This is a genomic window from Thalassovita mediterranea (genome assembly GCA_019448215.1).
Classification (GTDB): Bacteria; Pseudomonadota; Alphaproteobacteria; order Caulobacterales; family Hyphomonadaceae; genus Henriciella.
In genome coordinates, this window is record CP080408.1 from 434,299 (window position 1) to 453,383 (window position 19,085).

The following is a 19,085-nucleotide window of genomic DNA, read 5'->3' on the forward strand; positions in this document are numbered from 1 at the left end:
TCAGCTTTCTGCAGCGGTGCCGGACGCACCCTGTTCGTCGAGAGGTTCAAGAAATGTGCGCCCGGCGACCCGAAGGTCGATGCGCGCAAGCGAGCGTTGGGAAAGGTCGGTAGAGGTTTCGAGCGCGATGAGTTCATCGGTCGCACGCATGACGCTGGCGTCTGCCGGGAGCCGGATCAGCAGACCGTCGCGGAGCTTGACGTCCCAGCGGCGGCGCGACACGCGCTCTGCATAGGACACACGCTCGCTCACGCTTCCAGCGCGGGCCAGAAACTGCAGGAGCGCTGGCACGCCTTCGGGCGCATCGACGCCGGTGAGCAGGACGAGCTCACTATAATCCTTGGCCGACAGGCCTTCCATGATCTGTCCGGTGCTGTCGACGACCTGCTGGCCTTCGCCATCGAACCAGATGGCGCTGGCCTTTGCAGGCGAGGCATTGATCAGAATCTGGTTTGGCCAGAGCCGGTAGACATGCGCACTCGTCACCTGCCCGGTCGCGAGAACCTGACGGCGGATTTCGTGCGGGTCGGCGCGGAACATGTTGTCGCCGGGGGCGACGCCCGACATCTGCTGAACGAGGCTGGCGCGGCGAACATCATCGCCAAGGCCTGTAATCTGCACGTCCTGGACAGAAAAGCCGAGGCCGGTCGCTGCGCTATCGAAAGCATTGCCGACACCATCGCCAACCTTTGACATCGATCCGCCCAGCAGGGCCGCGCCCGCGACGATGAGGGCGACCACCATGACGAAACCCGTCAGGACGGAGGTAAGGTCTGCACGCGCAGGTTCGACAGGCACCGGCGCAGGCGCACGTTTGCGCGTCTGCGGCCGGGCGCGCTGGCCCTGCTTTGGCTGACCTTTCACCTTCGGCATGAAGCATCCTCGATCATCCAGGCGACGAGCGCCTCGAAGGTCATGCCCGTATAGGCGGCCTGCTCGGGAACGAGCGAGGTCGGTGTCATGCCTGGCTGGGTATTGGTTTCCAGGATCACGAGCCGGTCCTTCTTCTCGTCAAATCGAAAGTCTGATCGCGACACCCCCCGGCAACCGAGAGCCTGATGCGCTTTCAGCGCTGCTTCCAGAGCCCTTTTCGTTACCGGTTCCGGAATGTCTGCAGGCACCACATGACGCGATCCACCAGCTGCGTATTTTGCATCAAAATCGTAAAACTCTCTTAATGTCGTGATCTCTGTGACGGCGAGCGCCCGGTCGCCGATAACGGCCACGGTCAGCTCGCGGCCGGGGATGTATTCCTCGGCCATGAGATTGTCGCCATAGGCCCATTCTTCGGACAGCAGCAGCTGCGAAGGCCCGTTATTTTCCTCCCGGACAAAGACGACGCCGAAGCTCGAGCCTTCATTCACAGGTTTGATGACGTAAGGCGGCTTAATCGGGTGGGCGCGGGCCGCTTCTGCGCGCGTGACAGCCACATCTTCTGCCACGTCGAGGCCTGCCTGCTTGTAGACAGCCTTGGATTTACGCTTGTCCATCGCGATGGCCGACGCCGTCACGCCGGAATGGGTGTAGGGAATGGCGAGAATCTCAAAGAGGCCCTGCACACAGCCATCCTCACCCCAGGGGCCGTGCAGACCATTCAGGATCACGTCCGGCTTTTCAGCAGCGATCTGGCTTGCAAGGTCGCGGCTGGCGTCGATGCCGACAGCGTCGTAGCCGGCCGCCTGCGCGGCGCGCAGCATCTGCTCGCCCGATGACAGGGACACTTCCCGCTCAGAGGACCAGCCCCCATAGACGACTGCAACGCGCTTCATGATTTGACCTCCAGAGAGAAAATTGGCCCGCATGCTCGCTGGCCTGACCTGCGACTCAAACACGTAGCAGCCGAGAAATTAAGGCAGTCCTTCCATTCAGCTGAACTTGCTGCATCCAGAGCACCTGAACATTGCACCCTCCTGCGCGTTTCGACCTCATGTCCGGACAGAACACGCCCGCGCAAGAGCACGCGGAAGAAGACCACATCACAGAAGAAGAGCGCGAGCAGGCAGCCACCCTGACCCGGCTGAAGTCGCGCATCGTCTATGAGATAATCAGGCAGGAAGGGCGCGCGGAGCTGTCGCGTCCTCAAAGCTCGATATGGTGGTCAGGGATTGCGGCGGGCCTCGCCATTTCCATGTCGCTGATCATGGAGGCCTTCCTGCGCCAGCATTTGCCGGACACCGATTGGCGCCCGCTGGTGGAGAATTTCGGCTATGCAGCCGGCTTCCTGCTGGTCATGCTGAGCAGGCTGCAGCTATTTACCGAAAATACGGTCACCGCCGTGCTCCCCACACTCGCCGATCCCTGCAGGCGTACCATTCTCGGGACGACGCGGCTGTGGAGTACGGTCTTCCTTGCCAACATGATTGGCACACTCGTCGCCGCGGTTTTCTGGACATATTCAGGCGCCATCTCGCAGGAGACATATGGAATAAGCCTTGAGCTCAGCCTGCATGTTGCCGGATGGGGCGCAGGAGAGACTTTCGTGCGCGCCCTTCCTGCAGGCTTCCTGATTGCTGCGCTTGTCTGGATGATGCCGAGCTCTGAAGGCAGCGAGTTCTGGGTGATCGTATTTTTCACCTATCTCATTGCGCTTGGGGAATTCGCTCACGTGGTTGTGGGGTCGGCTGAACTCTTCGTCGTCGCGCTGTCTGGCGAACAAGGTGTCCTGAAGCTCATCGGCGTGAACCTGCTGCCTGCCCTTGCTGGCAACATCATCGGCGGTGCCGGCCTGTTTGCAATCCTCGCCTGGGGCCAGGTTCACGAAGAAATGGAAGACGAAACCGGGTAGAGCCGAGGGCCGGCCGCATATTACAAATGCGTAAGTTGCGCTGAGGCGTGCCATATATGACTACAAATGTAGTTGTATCGAAAAACAATATCTGATACGCGACATTCGATAATAATAAGCGTAGAGATAACGGAAACGCCCCCATGAAACTTAAACTCCACCTGCTTGCGGGAACGATGATGCTTGCCTGCTTTTCAGGCCACGCCCAGACACAGGAAAGCGACCCGCAAGCGCAGGCAGCGCGAACCTACACACTGCCCGATTTCGAGCAGTACTCGCCAAACACCGCGCTCGACATGGTGACGCGGATCCCCGGCTTCTCCATCCGAAATGGCGACTTGTCAGAGCGCGGCCTCGGTCAGGCCGATGGCAATGTGCTGATCAATGGTCGGCGCATTTCGAGCAAGTCACTGACGCCTCGCGATGCCCTCGCCCGCATCCCCGCCACGAACGTGGAAAAGATCGAGATCGTCGATGGCGCGACCCTCAACGTGCCGGGCCTGTCCGGGCAGGTCGCCAACATTACGGCCAAGGTGAACGGTGTCTCGGGCACATGGGACTGGCGGGCGCGGTTTCGCGACAATCTCCCGCCCTATTATCATGGCGGCAGCGTATCAGTGACCGGGCAGCAGAACACGCTGGGCTGGACGCTTGGCCTGACAAGTGAGCCGATACGGGGCGGCGCTTCGGGGCCGGAATTTGTCCGCGACGCCAATCGCAACCTGATCGAGACGCGCGATGAACGCGTCACCAATATCGGAAATAGCGCAGGCGTTTCTGGCGCGCTGGAATGGACACCGCTGAACGGGTCGGTCGGTAATCTCAATGCTGAGTACAATATCTTCCAGATCGATGCTGAGGAGACGTCCAACCGGTTTCCGGTCACTGGCCAGCCGAGCATCCGCCAGTTCGCAAACTCCGAAGATGAGTGGAATAGCGAAATCAGCGGCGACTATGAGTTCGATCTCGGCCCCGGCCGCCTGAAGACGATCGGGCTCTGGCGATTTGAGCACAGCCCCTTCATCTCAAGTGTCCGCACGACTGAGACAGATGGTACGCTGAGCGAACGCTCCATCTTCGAGCAGACCGTCGATGAAGGCGAGAGCATCCTGCGCAGTGAGTATAACTGGGCGCCAAGCGAGACCGTGGACTGGCAGATCGCCGGCGAAGCGGCTTTCAATTTCCTTGAAGCCGAGGCCGACCTGCAGGCGCTTGATGCCACGGGCACGCTTGTCCGTGTGCCGCTGACCAATGCCAATTCGCGGGTCGAGGAGAAGCGGCTCGATGCGTCCATCACCCATGGCCGCAAGCTCTCAGAGGATCTGTCGGTGCAGGCTTCATTCGGCATGGAGTATTCCGAGCTCAGCCAGTCAGGTGGGTCGGCGCAGACACGCAGCTTCACGCGGCCCAAGGGCTTTGTCTCGGCAGCATGGACGGTGAATGAGCGCCTGACAATCAATGCGCGAGCCGCCCGCGAAGTGGGTCAGCTCAACTTCTTCGACTTCATCTCATCGGTGAACGTGAATGTCGGCAATGGCAATCAGGGCAACCCGGACATCGTCCCGCAGCAGAGCTGGAAAGGCGAGGTCTCATTCGATCGGGACTTCGGCGCTGCCGGCGCGCACACGATGAAGTTCTATTACGAGGCCATCGAGGACATTGTGGACCGCGTCCCCTTTGGCCCAAATGCAGAAGGCCCCGGCAATCTGGACCAGGCCACGCGCTACGGCATTGCGACCAATGGCACGTTCAAGTTCGCGCCTGTCGGCGTTGAAGGCCTCCAGCTCGAGTATGAGCTTGAAGTGCGCCAGTCCGAACTGGACGATCCGCTAACGGGCGAGACGCGCCGCATCAATGACGACCTGATGCTGGGCGGGTTCTTTGAGCTTCGCTACGACATTCCCAAGACCGACTGGGCGCTGGGCTTTGGCGGGGAGCGCTATGACAATGCGCCCTTCGTGCGGCTCGATGAGCGCCAGCTGTTCGAGCTACGGCCGATCTACACCTTCCTCTATGTCGAGCACAAAGACATCTTCGGCATGACCGGGAAGGTCGAGTGGTTCAACGTGACCGATGGCGATGAGCAGTTCACCCGGCAGGTCTATACGCCACGGCGCGATGGCAGCCTTCTCTTCAGTGAAGACAGGAGCTGGAGCGCCGGGCCAATCCTGACCGTATCGCTGCGGGGGACGTTCTAGGCCTTCGCCTGGATGCGGCCGATGCGGCGGATTTCCCAGCGAAGGTCCACCCCGGTCACATCCAGCACGCGGGCGCGCACCAGTTCCCCAAGCGCCTCGATGTCTGCCGCGGTGGCGTCATCGGTATTGATGAGGAAGTTGCAGTGCTTTTCTGACACCTGCGCGCCGCCGACCTTCAGGCCCCTGCAACCAGCCGCATCGATCAGCTTCCAGCTGGAGCGCTGGTCTGGCGTGCCGGGCGGGTCCGGATTGGCGAAGGTGGAACCGCCCGTCTTGTCCTTGATCGGCTGGGTCTCGGCGCGCCGGGCCTGATGCTCTTCGATCTCGGCCTGAAGCGCTTCCGGGTCGCCGTCGCCCGAACCTGTCAGCAGGATGCCGGTCACGATAACGTCGTCAGGAAAGTTGGTGTGGCGGTAGGAAAACTCGATCTTCGGATCACCATACTGGGCGATCTCGGCTTCGAAGCGGACTTTCTCACCAGAACGCGTGATGCCTTCGATCTGGTTGGCGACGTCTTTCAGCTCCCGGCCATAACAGCCAGCATTGGTGCGAACCGCGCCGCCAATGGAGCCGGGGATACCAGAGAAGAAAGTCAGCCCTGCAATGCCGTTCTTTGCAGATGCCTTGGCGACAGCGAGATCAAGCGCGCCAGCACGTGCGAAAAGGGAATGTGAGCCAGCCGGTTCGACATTGCCCCAATAGCCGCCCATCAGCCGGATCGTGACGCCTTCAATGCCGCCATCGCGAATGATGGAATTCGACGCGACACCCATGAAGTGAACGGGCACATCGGTCGGCAGCACTCTCAGGAAGTCTGCAAGGTCATCCTCATCCTTTGGCAGGAAGAGCGCATCGGCAGGCCCGCCAACGCGGAACCAGGTGTAGGGCGCCAGCGGCTGATCCAGCAGCAGCTTGCCGCGAACTTCGGGCAGGTCGTCGCGCCAGTCTGTCATCTATTCTGCAAGCTTCCCGGCGAGCGCATTGGCATGCGTGGTAATATCGCCAGCGCCAAGGCAGACGACCAGGTCACCGGGACGGGCAGTCTCGCGGATGGTCGCCGGAAGATCATCGAGAGATGTGAGGGCGCGCGTGTCGGCATGGCCTTTCGCGTTGATCGCATCGACGAGTGCGGTGTGGCTCGCCCCGTCGATCGGGTCTTCACCGGCCGCATAAACGGGCGCAATGAAAGCGATGTCGGCGTCGTGGAAACAGCCGGAGAAATCCTCGAAGAGATCGTGCAGGCGCGAATAGCGGTGCGGCTGGGCGACCGCGATGACGCGGTTGTCGCCCTGCATGGCGCGGGCCGCCTTCAGGACGGCTGCGATCTCCACCGGGTGATGGCCATAATCGTCGATGATGCGGACACCGTTCCATTCACCTGCAGGGGTGAAACGACGCTTCACGCCGCCGAAATTCTTGAAGCTGGTGCGGATCTGGTCGGGCGTTGCGCCAAGCTCCAGCGCGACGGTGATGGCGGCGAGGGCGTTGGAAACGTTGTGGTCGCCCGCCATGGGCAGACGAACGCCTTCAATGGAAGACACGCCGATGCCGAGACGCTCACGTAGGACGACATCGAAAGTCACGCCGCCCGGATCGGATTCAAGATTGGTCGCACGGACATCTGCCTGACGGTTGAACCCATAGGTCAGGATGCGTCGGTCAGACACACGCGCCACCATGGCGGAGACTTCCGGATGGTCAGTGCAGAGAACGCCGAACCCGTAAAACGGGATGTTCTTCACATAGGTATCGAAAGCGGACCGCAGCGCCTCCATGGAGCCGTAATGCTCCATATGTTCGGGATCCATATTGGTCACGATCGCGATGGTTGGGCGCAGCTTTGTGAAGGTGCCGTCGCTCTCATCAGCCTCCAGCACGATCCAGTCGCCATTGCCGGCTTTGGCGTTAGAGCCATAGGCGTTGATGATGCCGCCATTGATGACGGTCGGGTCGATACCTGCACCATCGAGAAGTGCGGCGACCATCGTGGTCGTCGTGGTCTTGCCGTGCGTGCCTGCGACAGCAACCGTCCATTTCAGGCGGATGATCTCTGCCAGCATGTCCGCGCGGCGCACCACGGGAATGGCTGACTCACGCGCGGCGACGACTTCAGGATTGTCTGCCTTGATGGCCGAAGAAATGATGACGGCCCCTGCCCCGATCACGTTCTGCGGCTTGTGGCCGATATGGACGGTCGCGCCCTTGGCGCGCAGACGCTCCACATTGGCGCTGTCCTTCACGTCGGAGCCTTGGACCTTGTAGCCGAGATTGATCATGATCTCGGCAATGCCCGACATGCCGATGCCGCCTATGCCAACAAGGTGGGCCGGACCGAGATCAAAGGGCGAAGGTTTGTTTGGCATGAATGTTCTGACTTCGTAGGGCATGGAAACGGGGTCCTCCGCAGTAACGTGTGGAGGCCAGACTAGGCAAGCGCGAGCATGCGGAGATGGCTGCGACACGGCAATTTAGGGGCAATCTGTTTTAGGAAGATCAGCGGTTAGCTGCCTCTATAGCGAGGTCTGCGAGATCCTGCGCCGCAGTGATCGTGCCAGCTTCCTTCGCCCGTGATGCGCGCGCCTTTAGCTCTTCGCCGTTCTCCAGCCGCACCTTGATGAGTTCACCGAGGAGGTTCGGATAGAGGTTGTCCTCAAGCAGCACATCGGCAGCGTCGACATCGACGAGGGCCTCAGCGTTTGCGGCCTGATGGTCATCCATCGCGATCTTCAGCGGGATCAGGATGGACGGGCGGCCGACGGCCGAAATCTCGCTGACCGTGCCCGCGCCGGAGCGCGCAATGATCAGATGCGCGGCTGCAAGGCGGTCCGGCATGTCGGCGAAGAAGGGGCGCAGCTCATGGCGCAGGCCGACCTCCTCATAGATGGCGCGAACCTCATCGAGCTGTTCTTCGCGCACCTGCTGGACGATGTTGAGGCGCGCGCGAAGCGGCGCCGGCGTGTGAAACGCTATCGCGAGCGGGATGATCTGGCCGAGGATACGGGCGCCCTGGCTGCCACCGGTGATGAAGACATTGAGGTCGCCGCTGGTTGGCGGGAATGGCGCGTCGCGCATGGCCGCAATTGGCGCGCGGACAGGGTTCCCGACCGGCTCATGGCGGACGCCTGCGGGCAGCTTGTCCAGACGTGGGAAGCCTGAAGCGACAAACTCAGCCTTCGATGCAAATTGCCGGTTCACCCGGCCAAGGACCGCATTCTGCTCATGGACGATGATGGGCACCTTGCACCGGCGCGCGGCGCTGAGGGCCGGAAAGGCAGGATAGCCCCCGAAACCTGCGACAAGCGCAGGCTTTCTGGACTTCATCAGACGATTGGCCCGGCCGATGCCGCGCCAGATTTTCAGGACAGCCGAAGGCAGCGTCCAGGGCTTGCGGATATTCGGGCTGGCGGCGGCGACTTCTTCCTTCCAGTCGGCTGGAAAGCTGCCAGCATAAGAGAGCCCGCGCGCGTCGCTGATGAGGCCGACCTGCCAGCCGCGCGCCCGCATCTCTTCCGCAAAGGCCGCAGCCGGGAACATGTGTCCACCTGTGCCACCGGCCGCGATAATGACGAGAGGTTTGTCAGCCATGTCGACCTCTCGTCCCAAGGCTCTGGCGGCGGATCAAGGCAAGCGCGAGGCCAAGCGTCAGCGCAATGCCCAGCATGGAGGAGCCGCCATAGGAGATGAAAGGCAGCGTCATTCCCTTTGGCGGGATGAGGCTGACATTCACCGCGATGTTGATGGCCGCCTGCAAGGCGAACAGGGTGAAGAGGCCGGACGCAGCCGCACGCGGATACGGGTCGTGCAGGCGCGAGGCTGCGCGAAGGCCACGCCAGCAGATATAACCATAGAGGCCGATCACCAGCAGCGCGGCGACATAGCCGAACTCTTCACCAAGCACCGCATAGATGAAGTCGGTATGGGCATCCGGCAGGCTGGATTTGACCGTCCCTTCACCCGGTCCGGCGCCGAGAAGCCCGCCGCGGGAGATCGCTTCGGACGCCTTGTCGATCTGGTAGGTGTCATAGTCGGACGGGTTGATGAAGCTGTTCACCCGGTAGCGCACGTGCGGCAGCAGCGCATAGAGCGCGCCGCTGAGCGTCACGCCGCCCGCAAAGAAGGCCGCCGCCCACCGCCAGGGCAGGCCGGACACGAAGAAGGTCGCGATGAAGGCCGCTGTAATCAGCGCCGACTGACCGACATCCGGCTGGAGCAGCAAAAGGCCAAGAACGACGACATAGAAGACAAGCGCGACAACCGCCCATGGCCCATCAGGATAGAGACGCCTCTGCGCGAGGAGCCAGCCGATCAACACGATCAGGACAGGCTTTACGAACTCTGACGGCTGCAGCGTGAAACCTGCGATATTGACCCAGCGCTCTGCCCCCTTCGCCTCATGGCCGATCAACATGATTGCCGCGAGCAGGATGAGCGAGCCGGCGAAGATCAGCGCTGATATCCGGCGCACCCAGACACGCGTCATCATGCTCGCCGCGATCAGCACCACCGATGCACCAGCCGCGAAGACGCAGTGGCGTTTCACGAAATGATATGGGTCTGAATAGCCGAGGCGCTCTGCGGCAGGAGGCCCCGCCGCCAGTGACAGCATCAGGCCGAGACCAAGCAGCGTGAAGGACGCCGCCAAGATGCGCCAGTCAACGCTGAGGCGCCATTCGGTGATGATCGAACGCTCGGAGCGCGGGACGATCACCGTGCTGCCGACCGAGACCGTCATGCCGATTCTCGCATGACCGGGCGGAGGGCATCCCCGCCGAGTGTTTCAACCGCCTCACGAAAGGCCTGTCCGCGCGCCTCGAAATCCTTGAACTGGTCGAAGCTGGCGCAGGCCGGTGAGAGCAGCACGATCGGGTTTTCCTCGCCCGACGCCTTTGCGTCCTCGAGCGCGCGGGCGACCGCCTTGTCCAGCGTGCCGCAGCTTTCATGGGCGGCCTTGCCGTCCAGCGTGCGCGCGAATTCATCAGCGGCTTCACCGACGAGATAGGCTTTGGCGACACGGTTCATGAGCGGCATCAGCGGCTCAATACCGCCCGCCTTGGGCTGACCACCAGCAATCCAGTAAACGCGCGGATAAGCGCGGAGCGCCTGCTCTGCAGCCTGCGCATTGGTTGCCTTGGAATCGTTGACGAAGCGCACGCCGTCGATCTCTCCGACCTGTTCCATCCGGTGCGCGAGGCCAGGGAAAGTCAGGATGGCGCCGAAGATACGGCCGGGGTCGAGGCCAAGCGCGCGGCATGCGGCGTAGGCGGCGGCCGCATTCTGCCAGTTATGGCGACCCGGAAGCGTCGCGGAGTCGCCGAGGTCACCAACGCGGACCGCATTGTTGGCGAGGCTGTCGAAGAGCTTGCCATCGACTGCGCTGACGCCGCGCCCCAGCGCGAACTCTGACGAGATGCGCGCGAGACGCATTTCGCCGCTGCCAGCAAGGCCCATGGCGATGGCTTGTGTGTAGTGGTCGTCAATCCCTATGACCGCCGTGTCGCCACGCCCCTGATTGCGGAAGATACGCTTCTTGGCGGCAACATAGCCATTCATATCGCCATGCCGGTCCAGATGGTCTGGTGACATGTTCAGGAGGACCGACACGTCGCAATGCAGGCTCTTGGTCAGGTCGAGCTGATAGGATGAGAGCTCAAGCACATAGTAGGCATTCGCCGACAGCGCCGGCAGGTCGAGGACGCCGGTACCGATATTACCGCCAACATGAACGTCGAGGCCGCATTCTTTCAGGATGTGGCCGATAAGAGCGGTCGTGGTCGACTTTCCGTTTGTGCCCGTAATGCCGATGATCTTCGGGCGGCCACGCTCTGGTAGTGACTGAACTGCCCGCGCGAAAAGCTCCATATCGCCAACCACCGGCACATTGGTCATCTGCGCCAGGCGCACGAGACGGTGTGGCTGCGGGTGTGTCAGCGGTATTCCGGGCGAGAGCACGAGAGCCGCGAAGTTCTGCCAGTCGCGCTTGTTGAGGTCCGAAACCGGGATGCCCTCAGCTTCAGCCTTGGCCCGCGATGCCTCATTGTCATCCCAGGCGTGAACCTTTGCCTTACCGGCTTTCAGAGCGCGCGCAGCCGCAAGGCCAGTCCGGCCAAGGCCGTACACCGCAACATCTCTTCCAGCATATTCGGTAATCGGGATCATAAGGGTGCGGGCTACCTCAGCTTCAGCGTGGCAAGGCCCGCAAGGGCGAACAGGATAGAAAGAATCCAGAACCGGACGACGACCTTGGTCTCAGGCCAGTTCTCTTTCTGGAAATGGTGGTGCAGCGGCGCCATCAGGAAGACGCGCTTGCCGGTCCCGGTGAAGCGCTTGGTGATCTTGAACCAGCCGACCTGGATCATCACTGACAGCGCTTCGATGACGAAAAGACCGCCAATGATGGCCAGCGCAAACTCATGCTTCACCGCAACGGCGACGACGCCGATCAGGCCGCCAAGACCAAGCGATCCGGTGTCGCCCATGAAGACGGTCGCCGGGAAGGCATTGAACCAGAGAAAGCCCATGCCAGCGCCAATCATCGCGCCAAGCAGGACGCTCATCTCACCCGCGCCGGGCGTGAACTGGATGCCGAGATAATCGGCAAAGATGATGTTGCCTGTGAGATAGGCGATCAGGGCGTAAGAACCGCCCGCAAAGATCACCGGCACGATGGCGAGGCCATCCAGACCGTCAGTGAAGTTCACCGCATTGGCAGAGCCGACGATGACCACCATCGCGAAGATAATGAAGAAGCCGCCGAGCGGGATAAAGTAGTCATTCACGAATGGGACGGCAACGCCGCCGGAGAAGCTCTGATCGTTTGGCTCCAGCGAGGTCGGCGGGGCGAGGGCCGCGATGAACTCAGCGAGGCCGTTGAGCGGGCCCCATTCGGCATGGCCGAGTGGTGTATTGGCGCCGTGCAGGCCCATGATGAAGGCACCGGCGAGCGCTGCGACGATGAACTCCACCATCAGGCGGACCTGCGCGGACACGCCCGCATCGGTCTGCTTGGTGACTTTCGCATAGTCATCGAGGAAGCCAAGAAAGGCGAAGGCGACCGTCACGAAGAGAACGGTCCAGATGTATGGATTGCTGAGATCGGCCCAGAGAAGCGTTGCGACCAGAAGGCCGATCCAGATCAGGAAGCCGCCCATGGTTGGCGTGCCGCGCTTTTCGAGCTGTGCCTGAAGCGAAAGATCGCGGATCGGCTGGCCCTTGCCCTGACGCTGGCGCAGCTGGCTGATCACCCAGTCCCCGGTAAGCACCGAAAACAGGAAAGCGGTAACGATCGCGCCGCCCGTGCGGAACGTCGTGTAGTTGAAAAGACGAAAGAACCCGTCGTCTGCGGCCAGCAGCTCATACAGCATCGCGACCCCCTGCAGCCCCATCAGAGCCGCTATCCATCACCTGCTCGTCCGCGGTCTTGCTCCACTGGCGCAACCTGTCTGCGAGCCTCCCCATCCCGGAGGCATTCGAGCCTTTAATCAAGAGGATATCACCGTCCCGCAGAGAGTTTTTCACCACCCCGTCGAGGCCGTCAGCTTTCTCTGCCCAGTGCGATTCTATCTGTGATTCGATGCTCGCCTGCAGGGGCACCATTCCCCGGCCCGCGAGGAAGGCGGCGACGGCGCCGCTATCAACCACTGGTTTAGATAGTTCGCTGTGCTCTTTTTGTGACGTTTCGCCAACTTCAAGCATTTCACCCAGCGCAACGAGGTGCCGACTGCCTTCTCTTGAGGCAAAGCTGGAGAGGGCCGCGCGCATGGATTCCGGGTTGGCATTGTAGGCATCATCCACGAGGACAAATTCGCCGCCGCCCGGGAGTTTGAGCCGTTCGGCCGTACCCCGGCCAGCAGGAGGCGCATAGCCGGACAGGTCCAGCGCGGCCTTGTAGAGGTCAATTGAGCTGTTCAGGCCGACGGCCAGCAAGGCGCAAGCGACATTGTCTGCCCAGTGTTCACCAACCGCATGGATTTCGACATCCAGCTTGCAGGTCAGCGTGTCGAGCGCGATGTGGCTCATGCCGCCCGCGCTGCCATAGGACTCGACCCACGACCATCCGTCACGATTGCTGATCCAGTCGAGGCCCGCGCTCGCGCCGTCCCGACCAAACAGCGCTATCGCGGCATTCGGTTTCAGCTCACGCACCCGCTCGACGAGGACGGGCAGCAGCTTGTCGCCGGCTGGCAGCACGACGATGCCGTCCGGCTCGAGGAGGCCTGCAGCAATATCGGACTTTTCGCGCGCAACGCCCTCGATCGAACCAAGGCCCTCAAGGTGTGCTGGCGCGATCTTGGTGATGACGCTGACATGCGGGGCGACCATCTTGGAGCGCGGCGCAATCTCGCCCGGTGTAGACATGCCGATTTCGAAGACGGCGTATTCAGTATCGGCTGGCATGCGCGCCAGCGTCAGCGGCACGCCCCAGTGATTGTTGAAACTCTTGACCGACCAGTGCGCCTTGCCTGCGCCCCGGTGGATGCGTGCGATCATTTCCTTGACGCTGGTCTTGCCGACAGACCCGGTTACCGCGATCCGCACCGCGTCCTTTGCCCGCTCTCGCGCATAAAGGCCGAGCGCCTCCAGTGCAGCCATGACGTCGTCGACGACGATTAGCGGTCCTGACGCGCCTTCGACCTCGCGGCTGACAAGTGCGGCACTTGCCCCTGCCTCAAAAGCGGCAGGAACGAAGTCGTGCCCGTCGCGGACATCCTTGAGCGCGATGAAGAGGTCGCCCTTCTCGAGCGAGCGCGTATCGATGGACACGCCATTCGCCTCAATGGCGCCAGTTAGGCGTCCGCCAGTTGCCTCGGCAATTTCCTCAGAAGTCCAGAGCGGGCGTGCCATCATTTGCGCGCCTCCAGCGCCGCGAGCGCGGTGTCCTGATCAGAGAATGGAAGAACCTTGTCGCCAATGATCTGGCCGGTTTCGTGGCCCTTGCCCGCGATGAGAAGCGTGTCACCTGCCTGAAGCTGCGCGACCGCATGCTGGATCGCTTCACCCCGATCCCCGATTTCCAGCGCGCCCTTGGCACCGGCTAGCACCGACTTGCGAATTTCTGCGGCATCCTCAGAGCGTGGATTGTCGTCGGTAACGATGACGACATCGGCCTGCTTCACGGCCACTTCACCCATGATCGGGCGCTTTTTGCGGTCGCGGTCACCGCCGCAGCCAAAGATCACGAACAGGCGCCCCGCCGTGTGAGGACGCGCGGCGCGGATCAGCGTATCAAGACCATCGGGCGTGTGCGCATAATCGACGAAGACGCCAGCGCCGTCAGAGGTTTCGCCGACAAATTCGAGACGGCCTTTCACGGGCTTCAGACCGGAAAGACCCTTCTTCACATCCGCAAGGCTCGCGCCCAGCGACAGGGCGAGCCCAGCCGCCGTCAGGGCGTTGAGCGCCTGGAACTCACCAATCAGCGGGAGCTCGACTTCGGTTTCCTCGCCATGCCATTTCAGGAATAGCGTCTGGCCCGTCGCCTTTGGCATCAGCTCGGCAATCTTGAGATCATCACCGCGCCAGCCAACAGAAAGCGACTTCAGGCCGCGCGCCTTCGCGCCTGCTTCGAAGGCGCCGCGCTCCGGGCTGTCTGCATTAATGACGGCAGGCGCGCCTGCTGGCAGCAGATCGGAGAAGAGCCGCATCTTTGCGGCGCGGTACTCATCCATGTCCGCATGGTAGTCGAGATGATCCTGGGTCAAATTCGTGAACGCACCTGCCGCGAGTTTGACGGCATCCAGCCTGTACTGGACGAGACCGTGGGAGGACGCCTCCATCGCGCAATGCGTCACGCCTTCATCGGCGAGCTTTGCCAGTGTCTCATGGATCGCCACCGGGTCAGGCGTGGTGTGCCCAAGATCGATATGCCCGTTGGGGCCGATTGCACCGAGCGTCCCCATCGAGGCGGCTGTGATCCCGGCGCTCTCCCAGATCTGGCGCAGGAAATCGACGGTGGAGCTTTTGCCATTCGTACCGGTGACAGCAACAACGTGCTGGGGCTGACGCGCATAGAAAGCCGCCGAAGCGGTCGCCAGCGCGAGACGCGGCTCATCAACCTCAATGGCGACGGCGTTTCCGACATCCGGCAGGTCATGGCCGATGATGGCAACGGCGCCCTTCTCGAGCGCCTGCGGGATAAACTGGCGGCCGTCCGCGGCGACGCCTTTCAGGGCGGCGAAGACAAAGCCCGGCGCAACCTTGCGGCTATCAGCCGTCAGCCCGCTGACCTCTACGGTCGCGGGCAGGTTCTTTCCGGGAAACAGGGCGGCGAGATTCACAGCGTACTCCTTCTCTCTGCGACGGAGCGAACGAGCGGGCTTTCATACGGACCGTAATCATCGAAGCTGGGCTCTACGCCAAGCGATGGGGCGATCCGGTTGATGACCCGCCCTGCCGTCGGTGCAGCATTCCAGGCTGCCGTACGTCCGCGCCCGACATCCGCCTTGGGGGAGTCAAGCACGATCAATACGACATATTCAGGACTGTCAGCGGGAAATACCGCCGCAAAGGAGGCGATGTTCGCATTGTTGGCATAGCCGCCAGCGACGGGCTTTTCCGCCGTGCCAGTCTTGCCCGCCACGCGATAACCCGCGACTTCGGCCTGCCCGCCCGTACCGTCCACGACCGCTTCGCGGAGCATGTGCGTGATTAGCGATGCTGTCGGCGCAGAGACGACACGGCGCACTTCGCGCTCTGTGTTCCGGTTCGCGAGGATGGTCGGCTCAATGACTTCCCCGCTATTTGCGAACATCGAGAACGCGCCCGCAAACGCAATCGGAGAGACTGCGATGCCATGGCCATAGCTGACGGTGGCCGCATGGATATCGTCAAAGCGCGATGGCAGGATCGGATCAGCGCTTCCGGCAAGCTCAATCGGTGAGCGCTCGAAAAGGCCGAGGTTTTCCAGGATATCCTGCTGGCGGCGTGCACCGAGCATCAGGGCGACCTTGACCGTGCCGATATTGGAGCTTTCGGAGACAATCTTTGCTGGAGAAATGGGACCCGGGATACGGTGCGTATCGCCGATCCGGCGCCCGGCGATTACGATCGGCTCTTCAACATCGAAGGTGTCTGACGGCCGGATGGCGCCCGTGTCGATACCCGCTGCGACGGTGATCGGCTTGAACACGGAGCCAAGCTCGAACACGGAGTTGACGGCCCGGTTGGCGCGGGCCGGGTCATCGCTGGCCAGCGTGTGCGCGCGGTTCGGGTCGATGGGCGGCCAGCTTGCGAGGCCTAGCACTTCGCCATTGCGCGCATTTAGCACGACGCCTGCGCCGCCTTCGATTTCATATTCGGTGGCTGCAGTGGAAAGCTCGGACTCCAGCATGTGCTGAACGCTGGAATCGATGGTCAGGCGAAGCGGCTCACCGCCATCTGCGAGCTCTGCATCCAGCGCATATTCGACACCCGCGAGCCCCTGCCCGTCCGTACCGGCATAGCCGAGCACATGGCCCGCGAGGGTCCTGCGCGGATAGACGCGGCGGCTTTCCTCGCGAAAGCCCAAGCCTTCCAGGTTGAGGTCGAACACGGCCTTATGCTGGCGGGGCGTGAGGCCCCGCTTTATCCAGACGAAAGCACGCTCATTATCGGAAAGGCGGCGCGTCAGCGTATCGACGTCCAGCTCCGGGAAGACGCTGACCAGACCTGCAGCAACGACTTCCGGCTCCCAGATGGCGCGGGGGTCTGCAAACAGGGAATAGACGTTCACAGAGGTCGCCAGCAGCACGCCATTGCGGTCCACGATGTCGGCGCGGCGTGCAGGTTCTTCGAACGCGGTCGAGACACCCTCCTGCCCGGACGGCCCGGCGAGCGCGACGAACCCGGCTTTCATCGTCACGGCCAGAAAGCCGACGCATAGCGCAAGCGACACAAGGCGCGCGCGAAGGGCGGAGCCCTCGACTTCACTGGAAGCGAGGCGATCAGTCATGACGCACCCCCTGCGACCCACCTTCAGCAACGCTTATGTCGCGGGCGTCATCAACGGCGTCAAAGATGTGCGGCAGGTCCTCTGCGCGAACGAACTGTTCGGCGCGCGGCGTGACCATGCCAAGCTCGTTGCGGGCATAATCTTCAACCCAGTCTTCACGCGACAGGGTGCTGAGCTCCCCCAGCAGGATCTGGCGCTCATCAATGGCGCGCTCGATCTCTGCTTCGATGCCAGCGATGCGCTCAGCGCTGTCTGCAGCGCCATATTTCGCCCGGTAAAGGCTGAAGATCAGGAGCGCGATGACACCAAGACCGACCATGAATGCGCGGCGGCTCATGAGGAGACCTCCACGCTATCAAGGCGCGGAAGATTGAGACCGGTATCGACCGGCTCGCCCCAGGCTGGCGCATCCGTGCGCACCGCAAGACGCAGCTTGGCAGACCGGGCGCGTGGATTGGCTTGCGTTTCTGCCTCGCCCGGCTCGATTGCCTTTCTCTTTACGAGATCAAAACTTGGCGCGCGGCCAGCCTCTGGCGCGGGCAGGTAGCGAGAGCCACCGCCCGTCTGGCCAGCCCTCTCCTTCAGGAACTGCTTGACCATCCTGTCCTCCAACGAGTGGAAAGTCACAATGGCTAGCCGGCCTCCTGGCCTCATCAGTGCCTCGCAGGCATCCAGAGCTCTTGCAAGCTCACCCAGTTCATCATTGACGAACATCCTGATCGCCTGGAATGACCTGGTTGCTGGATGCGTCCGCGCGCCCCGGCGCCCGCCCATTGCATCTTCTATGTGGCCGGCAAGATCGAGTGTTGTGGTGAACGGAGCCTTAAGACGGCGCGCGGAAATCGACTTTGCGATGCGGCGGGACTGCTTTTCTTCTCCGAGCCGGAAAATGATGTCGGCAAGCGCCTTTTCAGGCATCGTATTGACCACGTCCGCAGCTGACGGGCCATCGCCGCCCATACGCATATCGAGCGGCCCATCGCGCATGAAGGAGAAGCCGCGATCGGCCTCATCCAGCTGAAAGGACGACACGCCAAGGTCGAGCGTAATTCCGTCGACGGCGTCATAGCCTGCAGCAGGCAGTAGCGTCGCCATGTCACCGAAGCACCCCAGCAGAGGCGTGAGCCGCCCATCATAGTCGCTCGCCCCATTCGCGCGGTCGATCGCGGTCTCGTCCCGGTCGATCCCGACCACCTGGCAGTTAGCCGCCTTGAGGATGGCGCGAGTATAGCCGCCGCCGCCCAGCGTGCCATCGACGATGACGTCGCCGTCTTCAGGTGCGAGACCTTCTACGACTTCATCTAGAAGAACCGGCACATGCCCCATCAGACGTCCCCCGTCCCGGTGGCACCGATGCCTGGCAGATTGCCCGAAGCCATCGCTTTCTGGAATGGCTCATCAAGCGCGCTCTGATTGTCGAGCGCGGCCTGCGCCATCTTCGCATCGAAGGCGTGGAAGCGCGATGGTTCCCAGATGTGAAACCGGTCAAAGGCGCCCGCGAAGACAAGCTTCTTCTCGATGCCAGCCGCCTCGAGCAGGTGCGCGGGCAGCGTGATGCGACCGGTATCGTCCATCTTCAGGTCAGCGGACTTGGTGAAGATTGCATGCATGAAAGCGCGGCGGTGCGGATCCGTCGGGGCCATGCGCGCGAGCGTCTGGCGATAGACGGCCATCAACTCATCGCCGCCGCCTTCGAGGCAGCCCGACCCATCCATCGCGGGCCAGACAAAGAGGCGGGAACCGCCACCCAGAGCTGCGCGGAAGGATGCAGGGACGGAGACCCGTCCCTTTGCATCAAGCGCAGTTTCATAGGTGGAAATGAACACCAGCCACTTTCCCTTCAGCCCAGCCCCACATTCGGTGGGATAGTTGTGATCAGATTTGGGATAGCATGGGTCAGCTAGGGCACCAATGGGCAGGCATGGTGATTCGCTTATTTCACAAGCGACCAGAACAAGAACATAAGCCGAATATAACGGAACGGCCCGGCGCTCACGAGCAGTAAGACACCCCTCGGGGGCAATAAGTGACTGATTTACAAAGGGTTAATAATTTGCGCGAAACCCCATGCATTTTTTTAACGCCGCGTGTGTTTTTCGGTGGAAGGCCGGTGCTGCCCAACTTCGCGATTATGGCCTGAAGAATTTGACGACCTCTGGCCCGGTTCGGTGTTAGA

Annotated in this window: 16 protein-coding genes; 2 read left to right on the forward strand and 14 right to left on the reverse strand. The window is 61.9% G+C overall.

Annotation, left to right across the window (positions count from 1 at the left end; all coding sequences use genetic code 11):
* Together KUV46_02115 and KUV46_02120 are read right to left on the reverse strand one after the other, a co-directional pair.
* Entirely contained in the window at window positions 1-873 is an 873-nt protein-coding gene (locus KUV46_02115; protein ID QYJ01200.1) for a cell division protein FtsQ/DivIB, read from the reverse strand.
* On the reverse strand, window positions 861-1,802 hold the full coding sequence (locus KUV46_02120) for a D-alanine--D-alanine ligase (GenBank protein ID QYJ01201.1): 942 nt from the start codon (window positions 1,800-1,802) through the stop codon (window positions 861-863). The genes KUV46_02115 and KUV46_02120 overlap by 13 nt, the downstream gene beginning before the upstream one ends.
* A 125-nt stretch (window positions 1,803-1,927) precedes the next feature.
* Here KUV46_02120 and KUV46_02125 point away from each other — a divergent pair, with 125 nt between their 5' ends.
* Both KUV46_02125 and KUV46_02130 read left to right on the forward strand, forming a co-directional pair.
* The gene (locus KUV46_02125; protein QYJ01202.1) at window positions 1,928-2,785 is read left to right on the forward strand and encodes a formate/nitrite transporter family protein; all 858 of its coding nucleotides are present in this window, start codon (window positions 1,928-1,930) and stop codon (window positions 2,783-2,785) included.
* Between the two features lie 143 nt (window positions 2,786-2,928).
* On the forward strand, window positions 2,929-4,983 hold the full coding sequence (locus KUV46_02130; protein QYJ01203.1) for a TonB-dependent receptor plug domain-containing protein: 2,055 nt from the start codon (window positions 2,929-2,931) through the stop codon (window positions 4,981-4,983).
* Here KUV46_02130 and murB read toward each other — a convergent pair.
* From murB to KUV46_02190, 12 genes are all read right to left on the reverse strand, one after another.
* The gene (gene murB, locus KUV46_02135) at window positions 4,980-5,936 is read right to left on the reverse strand and encodes a UDP-N-acetylmuramate dehydrogenase (protein ID QYJ01204.1); all 957 of its coding nucleotides are present in this window, start codon (window positions 5,934-5,936) and stop codon (window positions 4,980-4,982) included. The genes KUV46_02130 and murB overlap by 4 nt on opposite strands.
* Window positions 5,937-7,346 carry a UDP-N-acetylmuramate--L-alanine ligase gene (gene murC, locus KUV46_02140; protein ID QYJ01205.1) on the reverse strand — a complete coding sequence of 470 codons (1,410 nt, stop codon included), beginning with the start codon at window positions 7,344-7,346 and terminating at the stop codon, window positions 5,937-5,939.
* A gap of 130 nt (window positions 7,347-7,476) precedes the next feature.
* A complete protein-coding gene (gene murG / locus KUV46_02145) occupies window positions 7,477-8,568 on the reverse strand; it encodes an undecaprenyldiphospho-muramoylpentapeptide beta-N-acetylglucosaminyltransferase (GenBank protein ID QYJ01206.1) in 1,092 nt (363 codons plus the stop codon).
* On the reverse strand, window positions 8,561-9,715 hold the full coding sequence (locus KUV46_02150; GenBank protein ID QYJ01207.1) for a putative lipid II flippase FtsW: 1,155 nt from the start codon (window positions 9,713-9,715) through the stop codon (window positions 8,561-8,563). Before KUV46_02150 ends, murG begins: the two co-directional genes overlap by 8 nt.
* On the reverse strand, window positions 9,712-11,139 hold the full coding sequence (gene murD, locus KUV46_02155; GenBank protein QYJ01208.1) for a UDP-N-acetylmuramoyl-L-alanine--D-glutamate ligase: 1,428 nt from the start codon (window positions 11,137-11,139) through the stop codon (window positions 9,712-9,714). Before murD ends, KUV46_02150 begins: the two co-directional genes overlap by 4 nt.
* Window positions 11,140-11,150: 11 nt before the next feature.
* Window positions 11,151-12,344, reverse strand: coding sequence for a phospho-N-acetylmuramoyl-pentapeptide-transferase (gene mraY / locus KUV46_02160; GenBank protein ID QYJ01209.1), 1,194 nt, complete (start codon window positions 12,342-12,344; stop codon window positions 11,151-11,153).
* The gene (locus KUV46_02165; protein ID QYJ01210.1) at window positions 12,334-13,827 is read right to left on the reverse strand and encodes a UDP-N-acetylmuramoyl-tripeptide--D-alanyl-D-alanine ligase; all 1,494 of its coding nucleotides are present in this window, start codon (window positions 13,825-13,827) and stop codon (window positions 12,334-12,336) included. Before KUV46_02165 ends, mraY begins: the two co-directional genes overlap by 11 nt.
* Window positions 13,824-15,257, reverse strand: coding sequence for a UDP-N-acetylmuramoyl-L-alanyl-D-glutamate--2,6-diaminopimelate ligase (locus tag KUV46_02170; protein ID QYJ01211.1), 1,434 nt, complete (start codon window positions 15,255-15,257; stop codon window positions 13,824-13,826). The genes KUV46_02165 and KUV46_02170 overlap by 4 nt, the downstream gene beginning before the upstream one ends.
* Window positions 15,254-16,909: a penicillin-binding protein 2 gene (locus tag KUV46_02175; GenBank protein ID QYJ01212.1), complete on the reverse strand. Its 1,656-nt coding sequence runs from the start codon at window positions 16,907-16,909 to the stop codon at window positions 15,254-15,256. The genes KUV46_02170 and KUV46_02175 overlap by 4 nt, the downstream gene beginning before the upstream one ends.
* A complete protein-coding gene (locus tag KUV46_02180) occupies window positions 16,902-17,246 on the reverse strand; it encodes a septum formation initiator family protein (protein QYJ01213.1) in 345 nt (114 codons plus the stop codon). Before KUV46_02180 ends, KUV46_02175 begins: the two co-directional genes overlap by 8 nt.
* Window positions 17,243-18,235 (reverse strand): 16S rRNA (cytosine(1402)-N(4))-methyltransferase RsmH, encoded by a 993-nt coding sequence (rsmH, locus tag KUV46_02185; GenBank protein ID QYJ01214.1) that lies wholly within the window; start codon window positions 18,233-18,235, stop codon window positions 17,243-17,245. Before rsmH ends, KUV46_02180 begins: the two co-directional genes overlap by 4 nt.
* Window positions 18,235-18,735, reverse strand: coding sequence for a hypothetical protein (locus tag KUV46_02190; GenBank protein QYJ01215.1), 501 nt, complete (start codon window positions 18,733-18,735; stop codon window positions 18,235-18,237). The genes rsmH and KUV46_02190 overlap by 1 nt, the downstream gene beginning before the upstream one ends.
* Window positions 18,736-19,085: the final 350 nt, after the last annotated feature.

Coding starts and splice junctions, on each gene's coding strand:
- mraY (QYJ01209.1), bottom strand. CDS start 12,344: ATGCTGTATGAGCTGCTGGCCGCAGACGACGGGTTCTTTCGTCTTTTC.
- KUV46_02130 (QYJ01203.1), top strand. CDS start 2,929: ATGAAACTTAAACTCCACCTGCTTGCGGGAACGATGATGCTTGCCTGC.
- KUV46_02115 (QYJ01200.1), bottom strand. CDS start 873: ATGCCGAAGGTGAAAGGTCAGCCAAAGCAGGGCCAGCGCGCCCGGCCG.
- KUV46_02150 (QYJ01207.1), bottom strand. CDS start 9,715: ATGACGGTCTCGGTCGGCAGCACGGTGATCGTCCCGCGCTCCGAGCGT.
- rsmH (QYJ01214.1), bottom strand. CDS start 18,235: ATGGGGCATGTGCCGGTTCTTCTAGATGAAGTCGTAGAAGGTCTCGCA.
- murB (QYJ01204.1), bottom strand. CDS start 5,936: ATGACAGACTGGCGCGACGACCTGCCCGAAGTTCGCGGCAAGCTGCTG.
- murD (QYJ01208.1), bottom strand. CDS start 11,139: ATGATCCCGATTACCGAATATGCTGGAAGAGATGTTGCGGTGTACGGC.
- KUV46_02180 (QYJ01213.1), bottom strand. CDS start 17,246: ATGAGCCGCCGCGCATTCATGGTCGGTCTTGGTGTCATCGCGCTCCTG.
- KUV46_02165 (QYJ01210.1), bottom strand. CDS start 13,827: ATGATGGCACGCCCGCTCTGGACTTCTGAGGAAATTGCCGAGGCAACT.
- murC (QYJ01205.1), bottom strand. CDS start 7,346: ATGCCAAACAAACCTTCGCCCTTTGATCTCGGTCCGGCCCACCTTGTT.
- KUV46_02125 (QYJ01202.1), top strand. CDS start 1,928: ATGTCCGGACAGAACACGCCCGCGCAAGAGCACGCGGAAGAAGACCAC.
- murG (QYJ01206.1), bottom strand. CDS start 8,568: ATGGCTGACAAACCTCTCGTCATTATCGCGGCCGGTGGCACAGGTGGA.
- KUV46_02175 (QYJ01212.1), bottom strand. CDS start 16,909: ATGACTGATCGCCTCGCTTCCAGTGAAGTCGAGGGCTCCGCCCTTCGC.
- KUV46_02120 (QYJ01201.1), bottom strand. CDS start 1,802: ATGCGGGCCAATTTTCTCTCTGGAGGTCAAATCATGAAGCGCGTTGCA.